This is a genomic window from Shewanella sp. YLB-07, from assembly GCF_009377275.1.
On the sequence record NZ_VOQB01000004.1, the window covers coordinates 343,497 to 361,481 of the forward strand.

At 47.0% G+C, this 17,985-nt stretch carries 11 protein-coding genes; 5 read left to right on the top strand and 6 right to left on the bottom strand.

The features are described 5' to 3' along the window. Positions 1-251 precede the first annotated feature (251 nt). The gene (locus tag FS373_RS11110) at positions 252-1,637 is read left to right on the top strand and encodes a hypothetical protein (protein ID WP_322619484.1); all 1,386 of its coding nucleotides are present in this window, start codon (positions 252-254) and stop codon (positions 1,635-1,637) included. Positions 1,638-1,680: 43 nt separating this feature from the next. Here FS373_RS11110 and FS373_RS11115 read toward each other — a convergent pair whose 3' ends face one another. From FS373_RS11115 to FS373_RS11140, 6 genes are all read right to left on the bottom strand, one after another. Beyond that, positions 1,681-3,891 (bottom strand): PAS domain-containing protein, encoded by a 2,211-nt coding sequence (locus tag FS373_RS11115; RefSeq protein WP_144045151.1) that lies wholly within the window; start codon positions 3,889-3,891, stop codon positions 1,681-1,683. 144 nt (positions 3,892-4,035) lie between these two features. Continuing rightward, positions 4,036-4,638: a TatD family nuclease-associated radical SAM protein gene (locus FS373_RS11120; protein WP_152829439.1), complete on the bottom strand. Its 603-nt coding sequence runs from the start codon at positions 4,636-4,638 to the stop codon at positions 4,036-4,038. Between the two features lie 473 nt (positions 4,639-5,111). Next, the gene (locus tag FS373_RS11125; protein WP_322619491.1) at positions 5,112-8,279 is read right to left on the bottom strand and encodes an efflux RND transporter permease subunit; all 3,168 of its coding nucleotides are present in this window, start codon (positions 8,277-8,279) and stop codon (positions 5,112-5,114) included. A 14-nt stretch (positions 8,280-8,293) separates the two neighbouring features. Beyond that, positions 8,294-9,514 carry an efflux RND transporter periplasmic adaptor subunit gene (locus FS373_RS11130; RefSeq protein WP_144045153.1) on the bottom strand — a complete coding sequence of 407 codons (1,221 nt, stop codon included), beginning with the start codon at positions 9,512-9,514 and terminating at the stop codon, positions 8,294-8,296. A gap of 446 nt (positions 9,515-9,960) precedes the next feature. Beyond that, positions 9,961-11,190 carry an ATP-dependent RNA helicase SrmB gene (gene srmB / locus FS373_RS11135; RefSeq protein ID WP_144048839.1) on the bottom strand — a complete coding sequence of 410 codons (1,230 nt, stop codon included), beginning with the start codon at positions 11,188-11,190 and terminating at the stop codon, positions 9,961-9,963. Between the two features lie 116 nt (positions 11,191-11,306). Further along, positions 11,307-12,038, bottom strand: a complete 732-nt coding sequence (locus FS373_RS11140; RefSeq protein ID WP_152829521.1) for a tRNA1(Val) (adenine(37)-N6)-methyltransferase — start codon at positions 12,036-12,038, stop codon at positions 11,307-11,309. Between the two features lie 471 nt (positions 12,039-12,509). Between FS373_RS11140 and brnQ the strand changes: the two genes are divergently transcribed. The 4 genes from brnQ to recJ all read left to right on the top strand — a co-directional run bounded on the left by brnQ (position 12,510) and on the right by recJ (position 17,977). Continuing rightward, positions 12,510-13,856: a branched-chain amino acid transport system II carrier protein gene (gene brnQ / locus FS373_RS11145; RefSeq protein ID WP_185976964.1), complete on the top strand. Its 1,347-nt coding sequence runs from the start codon at positions 12,510-12,512 to the stop codon at positions 13,854-13,856. 99 nt (positions 13,857-13,955) lie between these two features. Then, positions 13,956-14,873 (top strand): site-specific tyrosine recombinase XerD, encoded by a 918-nt coding sequence (xerD, locus tag FS373_RS11150; RefSeq protein ID WP_152829441.1) that lies wholly within the window; start codon positions 13,956-13,958, stop codon positions 14,871-14,873. Positions 14,874-15,307: 434 nt separating this feature from the next. Further along, the gene (gene dsbC / locus FS373_RS11155; RefSeq protein ID WP_144045155.1) at positions 15,308-16,045 is read left to right on the top strand and encodes a bifunctional protein-disulfide isomerase/oxidoreductase DsbC; all 738 of its coding nucleotides are present in this window, start codon (positions 15,308-15,310) and stop codon (positions 16,043-16,045) included. Positions 16,046-16,252: 207 nt separating this feature from the next. Continuing rightward, complete coding sequence (recJ, locus tag FS373_RS11160; protein ID WP_322619485.1) at positions 16,253-17,977, top strand: single-stranded-DNA-specific exonuclease RecJ; 1,725 nt, start codon at positions 16,253-16,255, stop codon at positions 17,975-17,977. Positions 17,978-17,985: the final 8 nt, after the last annotated feature.

Sequence of the window (17,985 nt, forward strand, 5' to 3'; positions counted from 1 at the left end):
ACTCTTTTATCTAAATCCACCTCTTGTATTTTCTGCATGAGAAAGTGATCAAACTATTACTCTCTGTATGGCCTTTCAGGCGAATATGAGGAGAGATCGTGCTTTGCAGCACACAAACATTGCCATAGTAAATTGTTAACCTTGTCCCCTGAGATAATCGCCTGCTCTTTCTCAAGAACAGTATGATGACGTAGAGGGAACAGGCTAGATCGATAAGGCATTATACTGAATTTAAAGGAAATTGGAGCTAAGTGTCTAAGATTAGAGTCAAGCAGGAAGAGTCACTCTCTATTAAGTTCATCCATCAGATGAAGGTGGGAGATAACCGACGTCTGGATCTCTATTTCTTCTTGCCTAAAGAGATGGGAATAGGTCCTCAGAGCTTAAATGAAGAGGAGTACTATCATTCGGCCATCACGGGGCGTCGCTCATATTATTCCAGCGGTCTTCACCTTCCCTTGGTACAGAGCCGTTTTGCCAGTCAGAAAAAACGTACGGTAGAAGAATTTCGTCTCTACTTGAATTTATTTGCCTATCAATTTTCTGTTGCCATCGAGACGGATAGCAAGGAGCTGGCACAGATTGAAGAGCCTGAAGACTTCTTCAATTCTCTGCAAGGTCTGTGTGACTTAGTGAGTCAACTGCTGAAGAAGTTTCGTCGCAATGAGCCCAGCGATCCTAAATGGAAGTCTTATTTTGAGAACGCCGACAATTACCTTTCCTGGTTCTGTGAACAGCGTCTACTGAAACTGCTATCCAGAGCGCCTAGAAGTAGCGAGTACAGTGAGGTTCTAGATTCGGCTATTGCCCTGTGTAGGGCTGAGAACGAACATAGAAAAACTAAGCGGTATAATTCTCAACAGACAAAGGATGATCCTAATCGCATCTCCAATAAGATGTTGCTGCTCAGGCGCCTAATACAACAAGGTGTTGTATTGAAAGAGGAGATGAAAACTTTAGGCACAGGCCTGAAGAAGATGACTACCGGTTTTGCGACGGCCATGGTGATGTTGGTAGTGTCGGCGCTTATTATCAAGGCTCAGGGTGTATTTAGCGGCTTAACCATAGCCTTAGTGTTAACTCTGGCTGTGATCTATGGTTTTCGTGAGATCTTTAAGGAAGATATTCGAAATGCACTCTGGCGCCTGATTCAGAAGGGCAGGCCCAAGTGGAGCAGACTACTCAGAGATACCAACAGCCAAGCCCCGATTGCTAAGCAGCTGGTCTGGTTAGACTTTATGAAAACGATCGAGTTACCGGATACAGTCGCTGAAATTCTTAAACGGCGCCACAGACAAAATAAGCTCGATGCCGAAGTGCTGCATTACGGCATTCATACCCGCGTGACCCAGAAAGAGTTTCTGGCTGGTTATACGTCGATACAGGAGCAGGTAAACTTTAGCTTAGCTCCATTCGCCCGCTATCTGGAGCGGGGCAAGGCGAAGATCTACAAGGAACAGGATGGTAAAATCAGCAATGATTCGGTGGAACGCCGTTACCAGATCAATCTGATCTTAGCGGTGAAAGACGGCAAAGACGCAGTGAAATATGCGCGTTATAAGATCACCATGAATCGCTCGACGATTATCGATATCAGCCAGAGTGAACTGCCCGAAGGCATAGCAGTGATAGGATAAGAGCCTAGATGCTAGAAACTAGAAACTAGACTCTTTCTCAGCTTTAGCGCGTAAAGGCCTGACAGATATTTTGTTCGCCTATTTGCTTAGCGCGTTTAAGTGCGACCTCGGCATTACTCAAGTACTGTTCGAGATTTTGCTCTGGTTGAAAAGACGCTATGCCCATACAGATACCTTTGCCCAGCCCCATATCATTGAGACTCGCTAAAGACTTGATGGCGAAATAATGTGCCTGGTCTGCATCAGTATCGGGCAAGATGAAGATAAGCTTACCTAGTTGCCAGTGAGACATCTGGTAATTCGATGGCAGCTCTCTGAGGAGAAATATCTCAACTTCTTTCTGCCTGCTCTCAAGCAGCCCTATATCACTCATATGACTCAGCATACTCTCAGAGGTGATGTCCAACAGGAGTAGGCTGGAGCGATCTTTACTCGTGTGCTCTAATGAATCGAAGTAGCTTTCAAGATCTCTATAGTTGACTAAGATAGTTGAGCGATGAGGCACAAGCACACCGGATTCATCATGATTATTCTTGATGATCGCCTGTTCGAAAGTACAGACGATATAATCCAGCTCTCCGGACGCATCGATATGACCCTTAAGTGTGGCTTGTAAGCAGGTATTAGCACTCGATGAGGAACATAATACCTGACCTTTCCAACTCCCCTGAAGTAATATTAGTTGAGAAATTTGTGACCACTTATCACCTAAATCATCGGGTAAGGTGTCAATGATATTGCTACATTCGGTGTTTGACTGCATCTGCTGTTCAAATGCGGGGTTAGCACGAATGATAGTGCCGTCAGCCTGAACCAGGGCCGATGGCACTCCACTATTATTTAAGACTCTACTCAGGTAGGCATCTTGCTGTGCGTGTTTGAGCTCACTGACATCTTCGAAGGTGATGACCAGATAAGCTCTGCGTTCATCTTTAGAGGCCTGGGTTTTTATATGGGCAATTAACTTGGCCTGTGTCTCGGCACCCATATCCAGACTAAGTTCACCTTTCCACTCTTGCTTTTGCTGGATCTCAGTCACGATACGAGAATAGTCATCGTCCTCAAGCTGTAGGATTCTTTGTAGACTGCGATCGAGTAGCTCATCTTTAGGCAAAGATAACTGAGTTGCCGCCAATTCATTCGCCGAAATTATCCGATTGTTATGATTGACTATGATGCACCCCACCTGTCGGTGGAAGAGGCGATTCGATAACTCTATGCTGAACTGTCTTGATCTCTGTTCTAGACGATAAAAGTGACTCAGCAGAATGAGCACAGAGGCCAACAGAGTCAGCATAAAAGCACAGCTCATGAGTATGGTGCGCCACTGGGAAAAATTGGCTGCAATATCATCGTTGCGCACGTAGGATACCAAGAAGTATTCTCTGCGGGTCTCGTATTGGGTCGTCAGCTCGATTTTTAGATAGACGAAGGTGGCATTATCACCATGAAACTGACCGAAATTACTCATGGCCATCTTACGCCATAGCGCCGGATAGCTCTGTTTTATGCTGCCTCCCATAGTATCGGGAACACGTTTTAATGACGGACGGGAATCTGCACCTGCATAGAGCAAGCCTTGAGTATCTAACATCAGTAACGGTGATTGACCGCTGGAATAGGCAGGCTTGATACTCTTAAGCATCTTAGACATAGAGTTATATGTCACTAAATAGCCTCGAACACTCTGATCGGGATTTTCGAGCCAGGCAAGTTGATAGAGGTAAGGCTCTAGCTTGCCATTGACCGGACTAAATTCCAGTGGAGAGGTATAGATCTCGTTGCCACCCATGTTTCTCGAGCCGCCGAGCAGGGAAGGGGGCAGAGGTTCATGGCCGAAATTATCGCTGGTAGCGAATTTGAAGTTACCTTGGGGATCGAACAAGGCGATATCTAACAGTTCGGGAATATTACTGGTGATTACATCCCAGTTTTTCTCCAGCTTGTCTTGCCTGGGAATACTAGGCACATCCAAGTAGCGCTTGAGCAGTTCTGACTTGGCAAACATCTGAGTGCGAAATTGCTGGAAAGAGACCTTATCTGCAATCAAGGTGCCCACAGCCTGGAGTTCACTGTACCTCTGAGTCGCCCAGTCTTCCTGGAGTCTACGTTCGCCTAAGGTGATGATGACGTTACTGAGTAATACCACGCTGATTATCAGAATGAAGATCTGTGTTGCCACCGACAATAGTCTTTGATTCGACCAATGAATATCTTGGGCTGGGATAAGAGGTGATAGTTTTGGCGTCAACATCTAAGGTATTTTTGTTGTTTGTTTTATGGGAAATCATATTAACATAAATCAAATTTGCGAGCACTGCCGGTTACATGAATATAACTTTGCCTTGTTCAAGCTAATGAGCTTCTTGTCTACCCATTAAGGTGACGAGTGGAGCATTCAGCCGACGACACCTAAGCTTCGATGTTTAAACTCAGCGCCGCTCTGCTCAACCCAAGTTCTACAAGCCGCAATATTCACCCCTTCCAGACCATCTATGGCCGAGACCTGTACAGAATCGATAGTATTGACTGCCAGCCGAATGAAGGCTTTAACGCTGTCATAGCTCCCCTTCAACTTGGGCTTACAATGCATCAGATAAGCGGTTTCATTATCTGCATTGAGTGAAATTGACAGACTATCTACCCAAGGTGCCAGTTCAGGCAATATATTGCGTCTGTGAAACAAGTTACCTAAGCCATCGGTATTGACTCTGACTTGGCCGCCTCTGAGCTTAATCTCCTTTGCCACAGTAATTAAGGTCGCTAAATTAAGAGTGGGTTCGCCATAGCCGCAGAAGACATATTCATCATAGGCATCGATGTCGCCAAGCAGAGGGATGATCTCCTCGGCAGTGGGCTGATGATCTAAAGCTAGCTGGTAATCATGGACCTGTTTACTGCCGTTATGCTTAGGGCAGAATTGGCAACGCAACGTGCATCGACCGGTAATATTAAGGTAGCGACTATTACGTATATCGTAAATTAAGGTTGAGTTAGCCATATAATACCATTCCATATAAGTATGTGGTCAGTTCAGAGGCCCTCAGTTTTTTCAATTCAAGGCGCATTGATGAGGAAATGGTTATTCCCTTTTAAGTCAATGCAACACCGAAGTGGAAACACTGAGAGCCTCACGCGGTAAGGGTTTCAAAGCCCTTTATGCTACGTTGAATGTTCTCGATATACGACTGCATGGATGCAGGAGGTAGAGCAACGCAGGAGCTTGTTGCCGAGAATAACTATTAGCTTCAAACATTCGTCTTGCCTACAGCGCTTTGAACTCCCGCTGAATGATCCGATACTTACTCGGAATGGTATAAGCCCTAAGTTATTCTCTCTGGACTTTATTGTAGGCAAGCTTGGGGCTGGAAACTGCCAAAGCGATCACGGAAGTTAGATATATCTAGCGTGAACGGCCTAGAACTTAGGTTCTAGGCCGTTCACTGGCTCACTGAAGGAGGAGAGAGCATTTATCTATTTGTTTCTGGTCACCGCATCAGACTCATGGGAATGAGACATTAGTGTCTTAGGCTGCCACCACCAGTTGTAGAAACGGCGGCTAGTGCGTTTGATATCATCCAATATGATATAGAGCAGAGGAATAAGGATCAGTGTCACTATCGTTGAGAAGACGATTCCAAAGGCGAGTGATGTCGCCATAGGTATGACGATTTGTGCCTGTAGACTCTTCTCTAATAGAATTGGCACCAGGCCGACGAAGGTGGTCATAGAAGTCAAGATGATAGCCCTGAATCGATAACACCCTGATTCAATAGCAGCCTGAGTAATCGATTGACCCTGTGCTCTTGCCTTGTTGACGAAGTCGACCAAGATCAGAGAGTCATTCACGACTACGCCTGCCAAGGCGATGATACCGCACAGGCTTAAGATATTGAGCGTCAGTCCCAACAACAGGTGACCAAATAAGGCGCCAATGATACCGAAGGGGATAACCGACATGATGATCAGTGGCTGGCTGTATGACTTGAGCGGGATAGCCATCAGTGCGTAGATAGCAAATAGAGTAAAGAAGAAGCCCTGCAACAGACTTATTAAGGCACTCTGATCATCGGCGCTGCTACCATCCAGTGCTGTCGAGATGGCAGGGTACTTATTTTCTAAATAAGGCAGGAAATCTTGCTGGATCTCTGCAACAATCTTGGAAGGCTCGACCTTATTTTTATCTGCGTTGGCTATGATACTAATGGCGCGGCGACCATCGACTCGCGTGATTGAGGAGTAAGAGTCACCCATTTCAATCTCAGCAACCGTCGAAAATGGCACCGAAATACCTTCGGGCGTGCGGATCATCATATTTTCCAGATGGCCCATAGTACGTCTCTGCTCAAGCGGATAGCGCACCATCACCTTCACTTCTTCCTTGTTGCGCAAGATGCGCTGCGCTTCATAACCATAGAAACCATATCGAACCTGGCTGGCTAGATCTGACAAGGTGAGTCCCTGAGCCTCTGCTTCTGGCTTGATCGTTAAGCGTATCTCATGGCTACCCGATGAGAAGTTGTCTGAAATATCGTAGACACCCTCATAGGTTTTTAGTTTCTGTTTAAGCTCTGTAGCAGCCATTGACAGTTGTTCGAGATTGCTTGCGGTTAATCTGAAAGAGATATCGCCGCCACCCTCATTGGTGCTGGCGTTAATATTGAGTTTTTTGACGGCAATCAACTCAGGCAGCTGTTCACGCCAGGCCGAGGCAATGGCGACACCATCGACCTCACGGTCTTCACTCTTAGTCAGCTCGGCAAAGATAAAGGCCGAGGTTCTCGAGCTCATGTCGATAAAGCTGTGCTTGACCACTTCGTAGCCATTTTCAGACTTCATCTTGTCATTCATGGCGTAGAGGGCTTCTTCGATCTCTTTGACCACCTTTAAGGTATTAGTTTCAGAGCTGCCTTCATCCATATCTAAATGTACTTGAATAAAGTCGGACGGAAGATCAGGCATGGTGACCATGCGTATCTTACCACTTGCCACTAAGGCGATGGATAGGATCAGTACCCCGATAAAAATGGCGACAACGTTATATCTTTGCTTGATACAGCGTTCGAGAAAGTAGCGATATTTATGATGGATAAAATACTGGATCTTGTCGTTCAACTTGGCTTTTAATAGTCCCATTTTACCTAATTTGGACCTAGGTTTCTTGGGCTTCATATGCGCGAGGTGAGCCGGAAGAATCAACTTAGACTCCACCAGAGAAAACATCAGGCAGAGGATCACTATCATACCGATAGATTTCCAGATAATACCTTGGGGACCGGAGACCATCAGCATAGGTAGAAAAGCCACGATTGTGGTTAACACCCCAATCGTTGCAGGCATGGCCACCTTGTTGGCGCCCCTGACGACATTTTCTAGTGAATGACCGTGTTTCTCTATCTCTGTATAGGCGCTTTCACCTATGACGATGGCATCATCCACCACTATGCCCAGCACCAGAATAAAGGCGAACAGGGTAAGCAGGTTGATAGAGAGTGAAAAAGGTTCTACCGGCATCAACAACACGGCGCCGAGGAAACACACTGGCAGGCCCATCATGACCCAGAAGGCTAACTTGAGTTCCAGGAAGATGGCCAGAATCAGAAACACCAGTAGTGCACCATAGAACATGTTAGATAACATCATGTTCAGGCGTCCTTTGAGGTAATGAGTCAGATCGCCCCAGGTATCTAGCTGAGCACCAGCAGGCAGTGTCGCACGCCTCTCTTCGATATAGGCCTTTACCTGAGCCGAGATATCGAGGGCATTTTGATCGTCTATGCTACTAACTTCAATGATCGCCGCAGGCTTGCCGTTGAAGCGGGTATATTCCAATCGTTCCTCGAAGCCATCCTTGATGGTGGCGACTTGGGGCAACATGATACGGCTGCCGTCGGGACGGGTGCTGACGACTATTTTCTCAAAATCCTCACCTGTGTATGCCTGCCCCTTAGTACGTAGCAAGATGTCACCATCTTGGGCGCGAATAGAGCCGCCGGGAAGATCTATCGAAGAGTTCTGTACAGCTTGAGCGACCTGGGCGAAATTGAGGCCATACTCCCTAAGCTTATCTTCAGACAGTTCAATGCTTATCTCATAGTCACGGACCCCAGTGACTTTTGCCCGGGTAACCGCAGGTAAGGAGGTGATATCTTCGCGGATAGACTTAGCTAACTCCTTCATCTCATGGAGAGTCAGGTCGCCATACACAGAGACCCAGATAACATTGTTCTCTGGTTTGATACGAAAAATATTTGGCTTTTCGATATTATCTGGAAAGGTTGAAATTGCATCTATCGCAAGTTTAGCTTCATCGAGGATATCCTGAGGATCATAGTTATCTTCGACCTCTATGGTGACATTACCAAAGCCGTCACTGGCCACTGAGGTGACCTTCTTGATGCCATTGATATCTTGGATCGATTCTTCAATCTTAATGTTGATCCCCTCCTCAATCTCTTGAGGCGCAGCGCCAGGGTAAGCCACCGATATCTGCAGGTAGTTAAGCTCGTACGAGGGGAAGATTTCCTTATTAACCAAGAAATAACTACTAAACAGGCCGCCTAAAATTAAGAAAGCCATTAATAGGTTTGCAGCAACACTGTTTCGAGCAAACCAGGCAATTATGCCTTTTTGAGCATCCACTTTTTGTACATCCATTAGTGTTCACCCGCGCTAGCGAGTCGCTGCTCCTTGGTCTCTGAATCTGGGGTGTCAGCCCCGGTATCATTTTTCTGCATTTCACCGAGGATTTTAACAACCTGACCCGTAGACATATTATTGAGTTTAGTCAGTGAAATACGCTCTCCATCGATCAGACTGTCCTTGATATACACACTGTCGATATCGGTTCTGACCACATTGACTTCGCGGATCTCGATGACATTGTCACTCGATACTACGGCCACACTGCCGTTACGCACCAGATGTCGGGGTAACTGTACAATACCGTCTACGGTGCGGCCTTTAATTACGGCGGTAACGAAACTGCCGTATTTAAGAGGAAGTTGACCTTCTTTACGGTTCATTCTCAGGTAAGGATCTTTAATTTCGGCAACCAGATACACCATACGGTTTTCGGCATCGATAACGCCTTCGCTTCTTACTATAGTCCCAATCCAGGTGACATTTTTCCCGGCTAATGATGCACTGAGGGTGACCAAGGTATCGGGTTTATCGACTGACTCCAGGTAGGCGAGGTCATTATTTGCAAGAGGTAAACGGATCTCGGCGGTACGGGTATCGTAGAGTTCACCTAGGTTAGTGCCTAAGGTGACGTACTGGCCTAAGTCGACAATTCTTGACTTGATGATGCCATCGAAAGGTGCACGAATGATGGTTCTCTCAAGGTTACGTTGAGCGCGAGCCAGCGCTGCCTGTTGGAATTTAACATTGGCCTGTTCTTTTTTCAGCTGAGGAAGACGTAATCCAAGCTCGGGTGGGATGCCGCCATCGAATCCTTTCCAATCATTCTTAGCCACTTCGCCTCGGGCAACCTCTTCTTCGAGTGCTGCTTCGGCTTGAGCGAGAGAGGCCTGGGCCTGCATCAGGTCGGCTTCATAATCAGAAGGCTCGATAACGGCAAGTTGTTCGCCTTTTTTCACCACACCACCGGCGACAAAATTGGGGGCTATTGTCAGCATTCTTCCCTGAACTTCTGTTACCAGCTGTGTCTTGTTCTTGGGAGTCACGACACCGTATGAAGGCAAATTTAAAGACACGGTTTTTTGCTCGACACGGGTAACATCTATGATGGGCACAGGCACTTCATCTTCTTTCTGCTCGGGTGCTTCCTTGGTGCTGATGAGTAATGCTGCAGCTGCACCGAAAACCAAAAGAATCAATAGGGGAGAAGATCTTCTCAGGATTGTTTTTATCATTATTTTCCCGCTTTTCCTTGCTGAAATTTTTCTACTAACTAAATTACCAGAGTATCAGGGTTGGATAAATCTGTTTTTGTAAAATAAATGTATCTAACACCTAGAAATTTAACCTTTTCCTGACTTTGGATCAGGAGAGTAGGATTGGCTTTAGCCGGGAGATATTGAACCTATAAGCCTCGGGGCTAAACAACAGGAAAGATGACGCTGCGCAGTTCGCTTTTACTAACAGGGCGGAGCCCGTCGAATAGGCGTAGCCGTCCGCGGAGCGATAGGCCGAAGGCCGTCGTCTTTGCTATTCAACCTGCTTAAATGCTGGTAGGGCAAAGACAACGCTGCGCTGGTAGGGCTAAAGCCCCTCCTACAGAAAAAATGTAAAAAAAAGAGTCGCGGTTAGCGACTCTTTTTTTATTAATGAATAAGAATAAAGTGTGCAGATGAAAGACCTACTTCTTCTTTTTCTTCTTATTTTTCTTACTGAATGTCTTTGTTGCACCAGGCTTAACCTTGTTTTTCCCAGGAGGCTTAGCTTCCTTGTTCTTAGGGCGAAGATCTTTGATGAATCTGCGCTTAAGGACCTGGTCAATGTAGCGTTCAATCTTGCCGACTACGCGGATATCGTGAGCCTCGACCAGAGAGATAGCCGTGCCTTTGGCGCCTGCGCGGGCAGTACGTCCGATGCGGTGTACATAAGTATCTGCAGATCTTGGCATATCGAAGTTGATTACATGACTGATATCATCTACGTCGATGCCGCGAGCGGCGACATCGGTGGCCAATAGGACATTGACTTCGCCTTTAGTGAAGCGGCCCAAAGCCTGGAATCTCTGTTTTTGTTCCATGTCGCCACGCATAAAGCTACATGTTATCCCTTCTCTCTGTAGCAAGCCTTCCAGGCTTGCTACACCTTCTCGGGTCTTAACAAACACTATGGTACGCGTCACATCTTCCTGTCTGAGGATGTTGCACAGCATGGCGAATTTATGTTCTTTATTGTCGGCAATATGGATCCATTGGTGGATTTTGGCTTTCTCGCTGCGCGGTGCTTCGGCCTCTACCTTAACTGGATCTGTCAGCAGCTGGTGTGAGAAACGTCCCACATCACTGCCCTCTAGCGTTGCCGAGAATAGCATGGTCTGTTTGCGACCAACTGATTCGATGGCTAAGGTCTCGACCGCGGCGGAGAATCCCATATCCAGCATTCTGTCGGCTTCATCGATGACAAACACTTCAACCTCTTCGGCATTGAAGTTACCCTTGTCCAGATATTCCATCAAGCGGCCGGGAGTGGCGACTAAGATATCGACATTATTCTTTAGCGCTTCTTCTTGTGGGCCGTAGGGCATGCCGCCTGTGATGATGGCGATATCGAGATCCAGACCTGTCGACAGATGCGAGGCATAACGATGAATTTGGCTGGCAAGCTCACGGGTCGGTGTCAATACAAGGACACGGGGCTGACCGCCGAAGCGACGAGGAAAGTCGATGAGATGTTGGATCGCTGGCAGCAGAAAACTGGCAGTTTTGCCTGTCCCTGTTGGTGCCCGAGCTAAAATGTCTTTCTGCTCCATCGCCAATGGAATGGTTTGTTGCTGTATCGTGGTGGGCTTTTTATGGCCCATGGCTCTTAATGACTCTAGTAAAATAGGGTCAAGCAGGAAGTCTTCAAATAGCATGCGCAGCGTTCTCAATAAATAATAGCCGCGCATTATACACCAAAATATACCAAACTAGCTCTTAATTTCATCTAAATTATCGGTCGTTCCGGAGATAAACTTCATCCGGAAACGGGCTAGTATTTGAGATAAAACCCGGTGATTAGGGCAATCATCTCTTGGGTATAACTGCCATCACTTTCCTTGATACAGAAGTGGCTCGAGTCGACTCGATTGCTCTGTTCTGGGGAGGGAGCTTGCCTGTGAGCTAAATTAAACACATGTCTGTGGGGTTTCTTAGCTGCAGAATCTGCAATATCCATGACCCGGGTCATGACGAGTTCTGAGCATGCCAGCTCTTGCTGAAACTTAGGCATACTTTGACTGGGGAGAATGAGGCTAGCGGTACCATCGGCTGCCAAGAGGCGAGTTATGGCTTTTATTAGGCATGAAAAATCTAAGCTGTCGGTATGTCTGGCTTTTGCCCTAAGTTGATTTTTGGATTGTGTCCCGCCTTTAAAATAAGGGGGATTGCAGATGATATGATCAAATTTTACTTGGGTGTCCAAGCCCTGTAGAACAAAGTCCTGAATAGCACACTGCTCTATTGTAAACCTCTTATCCCACTTAGAGGCCTGAAAGTTTCTCTCACAAGCCGATGCCGCGGTTTCATCGAGTTCGATTGCGGTGATAATCCCTTCACTTCGCTGAGCGGCCATTAAACTTAGTAGTCCGCTTCCTGCACCAATATCAAGAATATTCTTGGCTTGGGTCAGAGGTGCCCAGGCTCCGAGAATCACAGCATCTGTGCTAACAGGCATGCCGCAGTTATGGTCATCTATATGAAATTGTTTGAAGGTAAATGGCATCGAGTCTGATCTGTTCTGAATTAAAAATTTAGGTGCAGGATTGTACTCTAATAGCAGAGATTGGTTAATGGCTTTCATTTGGGCTCTGATTTTAATTATGTTGCTGGCTTGTGATGACAGCCTCTTTTCTACGCTTGATGCTGTTGCTCTGTGGGAATATTTACATTGGTGTTGCGATACCGTTGTATTTCCGGTGTTAATTATTTCTGATTTTAGTAGGTTCCTTGTTAAATAATGCGGTATTTGCTAATAGTATGCTTCTGGAATAGGGCTTTAAGCACTTTTTTAGGCTAGGTAAGCCAGTTTTAAGTAATGTTAGCGTCAGGTACTCCGCTTTTGCTCATAAACTCGCCAAGTGTCGACCGAATTTACCACGGACTCATGTAATTATTAGTTTACACATAATATAATCTCCAATTACAGAGCCTGTGATTGGCCTAATAACTTGAGATCGTTACAAAACAATAAAAGATGATGGGGCAAAAAGTGCAAAACAAACAGATGAGCATGGCTGATACCTTAGGGTTAGGTTTTATGACGTTCGCGTTCTTCTTGGGCGCCGGTAATCTTATTTTCCCGCCATTGGCAGGTTTCCTCGCTGGGGAAAATATGACTTTAGCCATGATTGGCTTCTTGATCACGGCGGTAACTTTGCCCCTGATCACCCTGATCGCGGTTGCTAAGGCGAACGGTAAGATCATGGGTTTACTCCCTCCTTTGGCTGCAACCATTTTTGCCATCGCTATTTATATCGTTATCGGTCCTGCATTCGCGGCCCCACGAGCGGGATTAGTGGCCTATGAAATGGGCTTTAAACCTTTCCTGGCAGATAGCAATGCAACCTTTATGATCGCTGGCATAGTGCTTAATGTTTCCCAGCTTATTTACACCTTAATCTTCTTTGGTGGAGCCATGCTAATGGCACTTTATCCGGGAAAACTGCTCGACAGTGTGGGTAAGGTACTTACGCCTATTATGATTTTTCTTCTGGTGGGTTTAGCTATCTCTGTCATGGTGTTACCTGGGTCAGACGTTGGCCAAGCCGTGGGTGATTATCAGACTAACCCGCTGACCAAAGGTATATTGGAAGGTTATAACACCATGGATACCTTGGCATCACTCATCTTCGGCATGTTGATTATCGATATTCTTCGTCGTAAAGGGGTGAGTGACAGTAAAGATCAGACTAAATACCTGATTAGAGCCGCCTTGATTGCCGCAGCCGGTCTGGCATTTGTCTATATCTCTCTCTTTTATCTAGGTGCCTCTGCCGGTGAACTCGCCAATGGCGCAGACAATGGCGGGACGATATTAACCAACTATGTGAACCATGAGTTCGGCAGTCTAGGTCAGATTTTGTTGGCGGCCGTGGTCACACTAGCCTGTTTAACCACGGTTATTGGTCTGGTGACGGCTTGTGCCGAGTTCTTCAATGATCTGCTTCCACGCATATCCTACAAAATGTTCGTGGTTATCATGAGTCTGGCCTGTGCCACAGTGGCGAACGTTGGTTTATCTCAACTGATCAGCATAAGCGTACCTGTGCTCTACACCATCTATCCTGTTGCTATCGCCTTAGTTGCGGTGACTTTCTTAACGAATAAGTTTGCCATGCCTGAGCTCTCTCATCGTATCGTGCTGAGCGTCGCTTTGGTATTTGGTATTATCGATGGTCTTAAAGCGGCCGGTATCGATATGGGCTTGGTGGATTTCATGCCAATGAATAATGAAGGCATGGCCTGGTTACTGCCGACAGGGCTGGCAATTATGGCGTGTTTATTTATCAAGAAGAGTAAAGCAGAGCCTGTTTTGGGATAACTCCATACATACTCTGTTAATTTCCTGAGTATGTCATAGAATACTAAGCGCGGTCTCGATGAGAACGCGCTTTTTTAATGCCTCAAAGGAGTGATTAGCTTGGCTGAGCCTGCTGAATCTAAACAATATCAACCCGACCCGCTTATCGATACCTTTCTTGATGACCTCTGGTCGAACCGGGGATTGAGTGATAATACGCTCTCAGCCTATCGAACCGACCTACGCCATTTCGATCGTTATATTCAGAAATTGGGGGCCGGGTTAGTTCAGGTATCTCAGGAATTGATCCGTGACTATCTGGATGTGAGATTTGATAAAGGTTTCGCCCGTACCAGCAGTGCTCGTCTGATGAGTAGTCTGAGGCGTTTCTATGGTTTTTTGTTGCTTGAAAAGTTGATTCAAGCGGATCCTATCGCTCGGATAAAGTCGCCTAAATTAGCCCGTAAGTTACCTGATTCACTCAGCGAGGCCGATGTGGATATCTTGCTCAATGAACCGGATCTACAAGATCCCATTGAGTGCCGTGACAGGGCTATGCTGGAGCTTCTCTATGCTACCGGGCTACGAGTGACTGAACTAGTGAGCCTGACCATGGAGCAGCTCAGCCTCAGGCAGGGGCTGGTGAGGGTAGTGGGCAAAGGTGGTAAGGAGAGGCTAGTGCCTCTGGGAGAGCTTGCCGTCAACGAAGTTGAACACTATCTTGAGGGAGCCAGAGCCGAGTTGCTTAAAGGCAAGCTCAGTGATGTGTTATTCCCCTCTAAACGTGGCCAGATGATGACCAGGCAGACCTTCTGGCATAGAATTAAACTCTACGCGCTTAGGGCAGGCATAGTGACGCATATCTCCCCCCATACAATGAGGCATGCTTTCGCGACGCACCTGCTAAATCATGGCGCAGATCTGCGTGTGGTGCAGTTGTTACTGGGGCATAGCGATCTGTCCACCACACAGATTTACACCCATGTGGCCAAAGCCAGACTCAGTCAACTCCACAGCGAGCATCACCCCAGGGGCTAGGTTGCCAGATAGCAAGTTGGAAGTATCTTTTTAAGTTGAGTTCATTTGGCGGGTTCGGTGTTTGGCAATTTACCGTATGCCGAAATGGTTTTGTTATCAAACGCCTGCCCGGAAGCGTTAGGTTGCCATGAAGGAACGAGCTTCAAACACATAAGCCAATAGCAAAAGCCACTGGATTCCGGCTAAAAAGATCTGCCGGAACGACGGGGAAGAAGGATTGATACCCAAATGAACCATCAAAAAATGCAAACAAGCTTCATTCGAAGCTGCTTAACTGTGAGGTAGTTTATAATTACCTCTACTGGCAGTGATTTAGTTACAGTTATTATTTGCTTTAATCCTGTTGAAACTGTAACTTTTCTGGCCTAAACAGGGTCTAATCAACTGTAATTCTAAATAACCGCACCAGACCCATGCAAAGAACAGGATATATAATGAAGTTTACCCGCATATTTTCTTTGGTACTTGCTGTGGTAATAGCACCTTTCGCTATGGCCACATCGAATACTACCAGCGACACAATTGCCAATTCAGCTGAGCTGAAGCAGAAGCTGAGTGAAACACTCAATGTTGAGGTTCACTCCCTTAATCAGTCGCCGATCCCAGGGTTATACGAAGCCTTAACGGATCGTGGCGTGCTATATATCTCTAAAGATGGCTCTAAGCTACTCCATGGTAGCTTGTACGATTTAGATAACGGTATGAAGAATCTGACTGAGGCTGCTATGGCAGGACCTCGTATCGAGATGATGAAACCCCTTGAAGACCATATGTTGGTGTATAAGGCTAAGAACGAGAAGCATGTGGTTACCGTCTTCACCGACATTAGCTGCGGTTACTGTCGCAAATTGCATAATCAGATGGATGAGTATAACGATTTAGGCATCACCATTCGTTATCTGGCATTCCCTCGTCGCGGCGTGCCTTCTGCTAACGCAGATGAGATGGAGGCGGTCTGGTGTGCAGCGGATCCACTGAAAGCGATGACAGAAGCTAAGGCGGGTAAGAGCGTTAAGCATAAGCAGTGTGACGCGAAAATTGCCGAGCAGTATAATTTGGGACAGAGCTTCGGTATCAATGGCACCCCGGCTATTATCCTCGAAGATGGCAGCATGATCCCGGGCTATCAGCCACCTAAAGATCTACTGCGTGCTCTGGAAGCTATTAACTAGATTTCTTGACTATATAAAGCCTAAGGCCAGCGATATCGCTGGCCTTTTTATGTCCAGCATATCAGATGACGCATTTCAGGTTAGTGAATTTTTGCTTCCATACTTAACCTAAAACTGGTTTGTTTGCAGTGTTATCTGGGCTGCGGTTTGATATGCTAGCCGTCGTTTGATTTCTCTGTGCTCAACCTAGCTATAAGGCAGTAATTCGTGATCCATAAGATAGTCCGACGTTCTAAGGTTGATGACACTCATCTGCCAGATTCCTTCTCTCCTCTGTTAAAACAGATCTATGCCAGCCGTGGTACCACTGCCGAGGAATGCGATCTGACTCTGTCACGCCTGCTGCGCCCCAATACCATGAAAGGTTTGGACATAGCCTCTAAGATTATCGCCGATGGGATCAGAGACAATCGCGCTATTTTAATCATGGGTGACTTCGATGCCGATGGTGCGACCTCGACCTGTGTGTGCATGTTGGCCCTCAAGATGATGGGCGCCAGTAAAATCGATTACCTTATCCCTAATCGCTTCGATTTCGGTTATGGACTTAGCCCTGAGATTGTTGCTGTCGCCCATAGTAAGGGCGCAGAGCTGTTGATCACGGTAGATAATGGTATCTCATCCATAGAAGGCGTTGCTGCCGCTAAGGCGCTGGGCATGCAAGTGGTGATAACAGATCACCATCTGCCGGGTAAGACTATTCCCGATGCAGACGCCATAGTGAATCCCAATCAAGTGGATTGCAGCTTCGCCAGTAAATCTATCGCGGGTGTTGGGGTGGCTTTCTACCTGATGTCAGCCCTTAGAGCCGAGCTTAGACAGCGCAACTGGTATCAAGAGCAGGGCATTAGCGAACCGAATTTAGGTCATCTGCTCGATATCGTCGCCCTGGGCACAGTTGCCGATGTGGTGGCTCTCGACGGTAACAACCGCATCTTAGTGGAAGCGGGATTACAGAGGGTGAGGGCGGGTCGCTGCCGCGCCGGCATCACGGCTTTATTAGAAGTCGCGAAACGTAACCCGGCTAAAATAGTCGCTGCCGATTTTGGCTTCGCCGTAGGCCCCAGGCTTAATGCGGCGGGGCGTCTCGATGAGATGGCCCTTGGGGTCGAGACTTTGCTTTGTGATGACATGATGAGTGCCAGGCGTATGGCGGCGGAACTTGATGGCCTAAACGCACAGCGACGGGATCTCGAAGCCGATATGCAGCAAGAAGCGCTAAAGAGCCTGGAGTCTGTTGAGCTCAATGAAGCGAGCCTGCCTTGGGGCATAGCCCTTTTCCAGGAGGATTGGCATCAGGGAGTTATCGGTATTCTGGCTTCCAGAATCAAAGACAGATACCACAGACCCGTAATTGCATTTGCCGATGCGGGGGAAGGCGAGATAAAAGGTTCGGCGCGCTCGATAAAGGGACTGCACATGCGCGACCTTCTTGAACTTATCAATAGCCGTCACCCCGGAATGATCCTCAAATTTGGTGGCCATGCCATGGCAGCGGGACTCTCTTTGAGAGCGAAAGACTTTGAGACCTTCGAGCAGGCATTCGATCAAGCTGTGCGTGAGTTGTTAAAGCTTGAGCAGCTGACTGGTGAGTTCGTGACCGACGGAGACTTGTCCGCTGGAGATATGAACTTAACAATCGCCTCAGAGCTGCGTAATGCAGGCCCCTGGGGCCAAGAGTTCCCTGAGCCTCTGTTCGATGGCCACTTTAAAGTCATCCAACAACGTATCGTCGGTGAGAAGCATCTTAAACTGGTGCTGGAAACCGAATGTGGCCAAACCATGCTAGATGCCATCGCCTTTAATATCGATCTTAAGACCTGGCCCGATGCCACCATAGAGCATGCTCAGGTGGTCTATAAACTCGACGTGAACGAGTTTAGAGGTAATCAGACGGTGCAGTTGATGGTAGAGCAGATAGAACCTATGTAAGTCTGCTT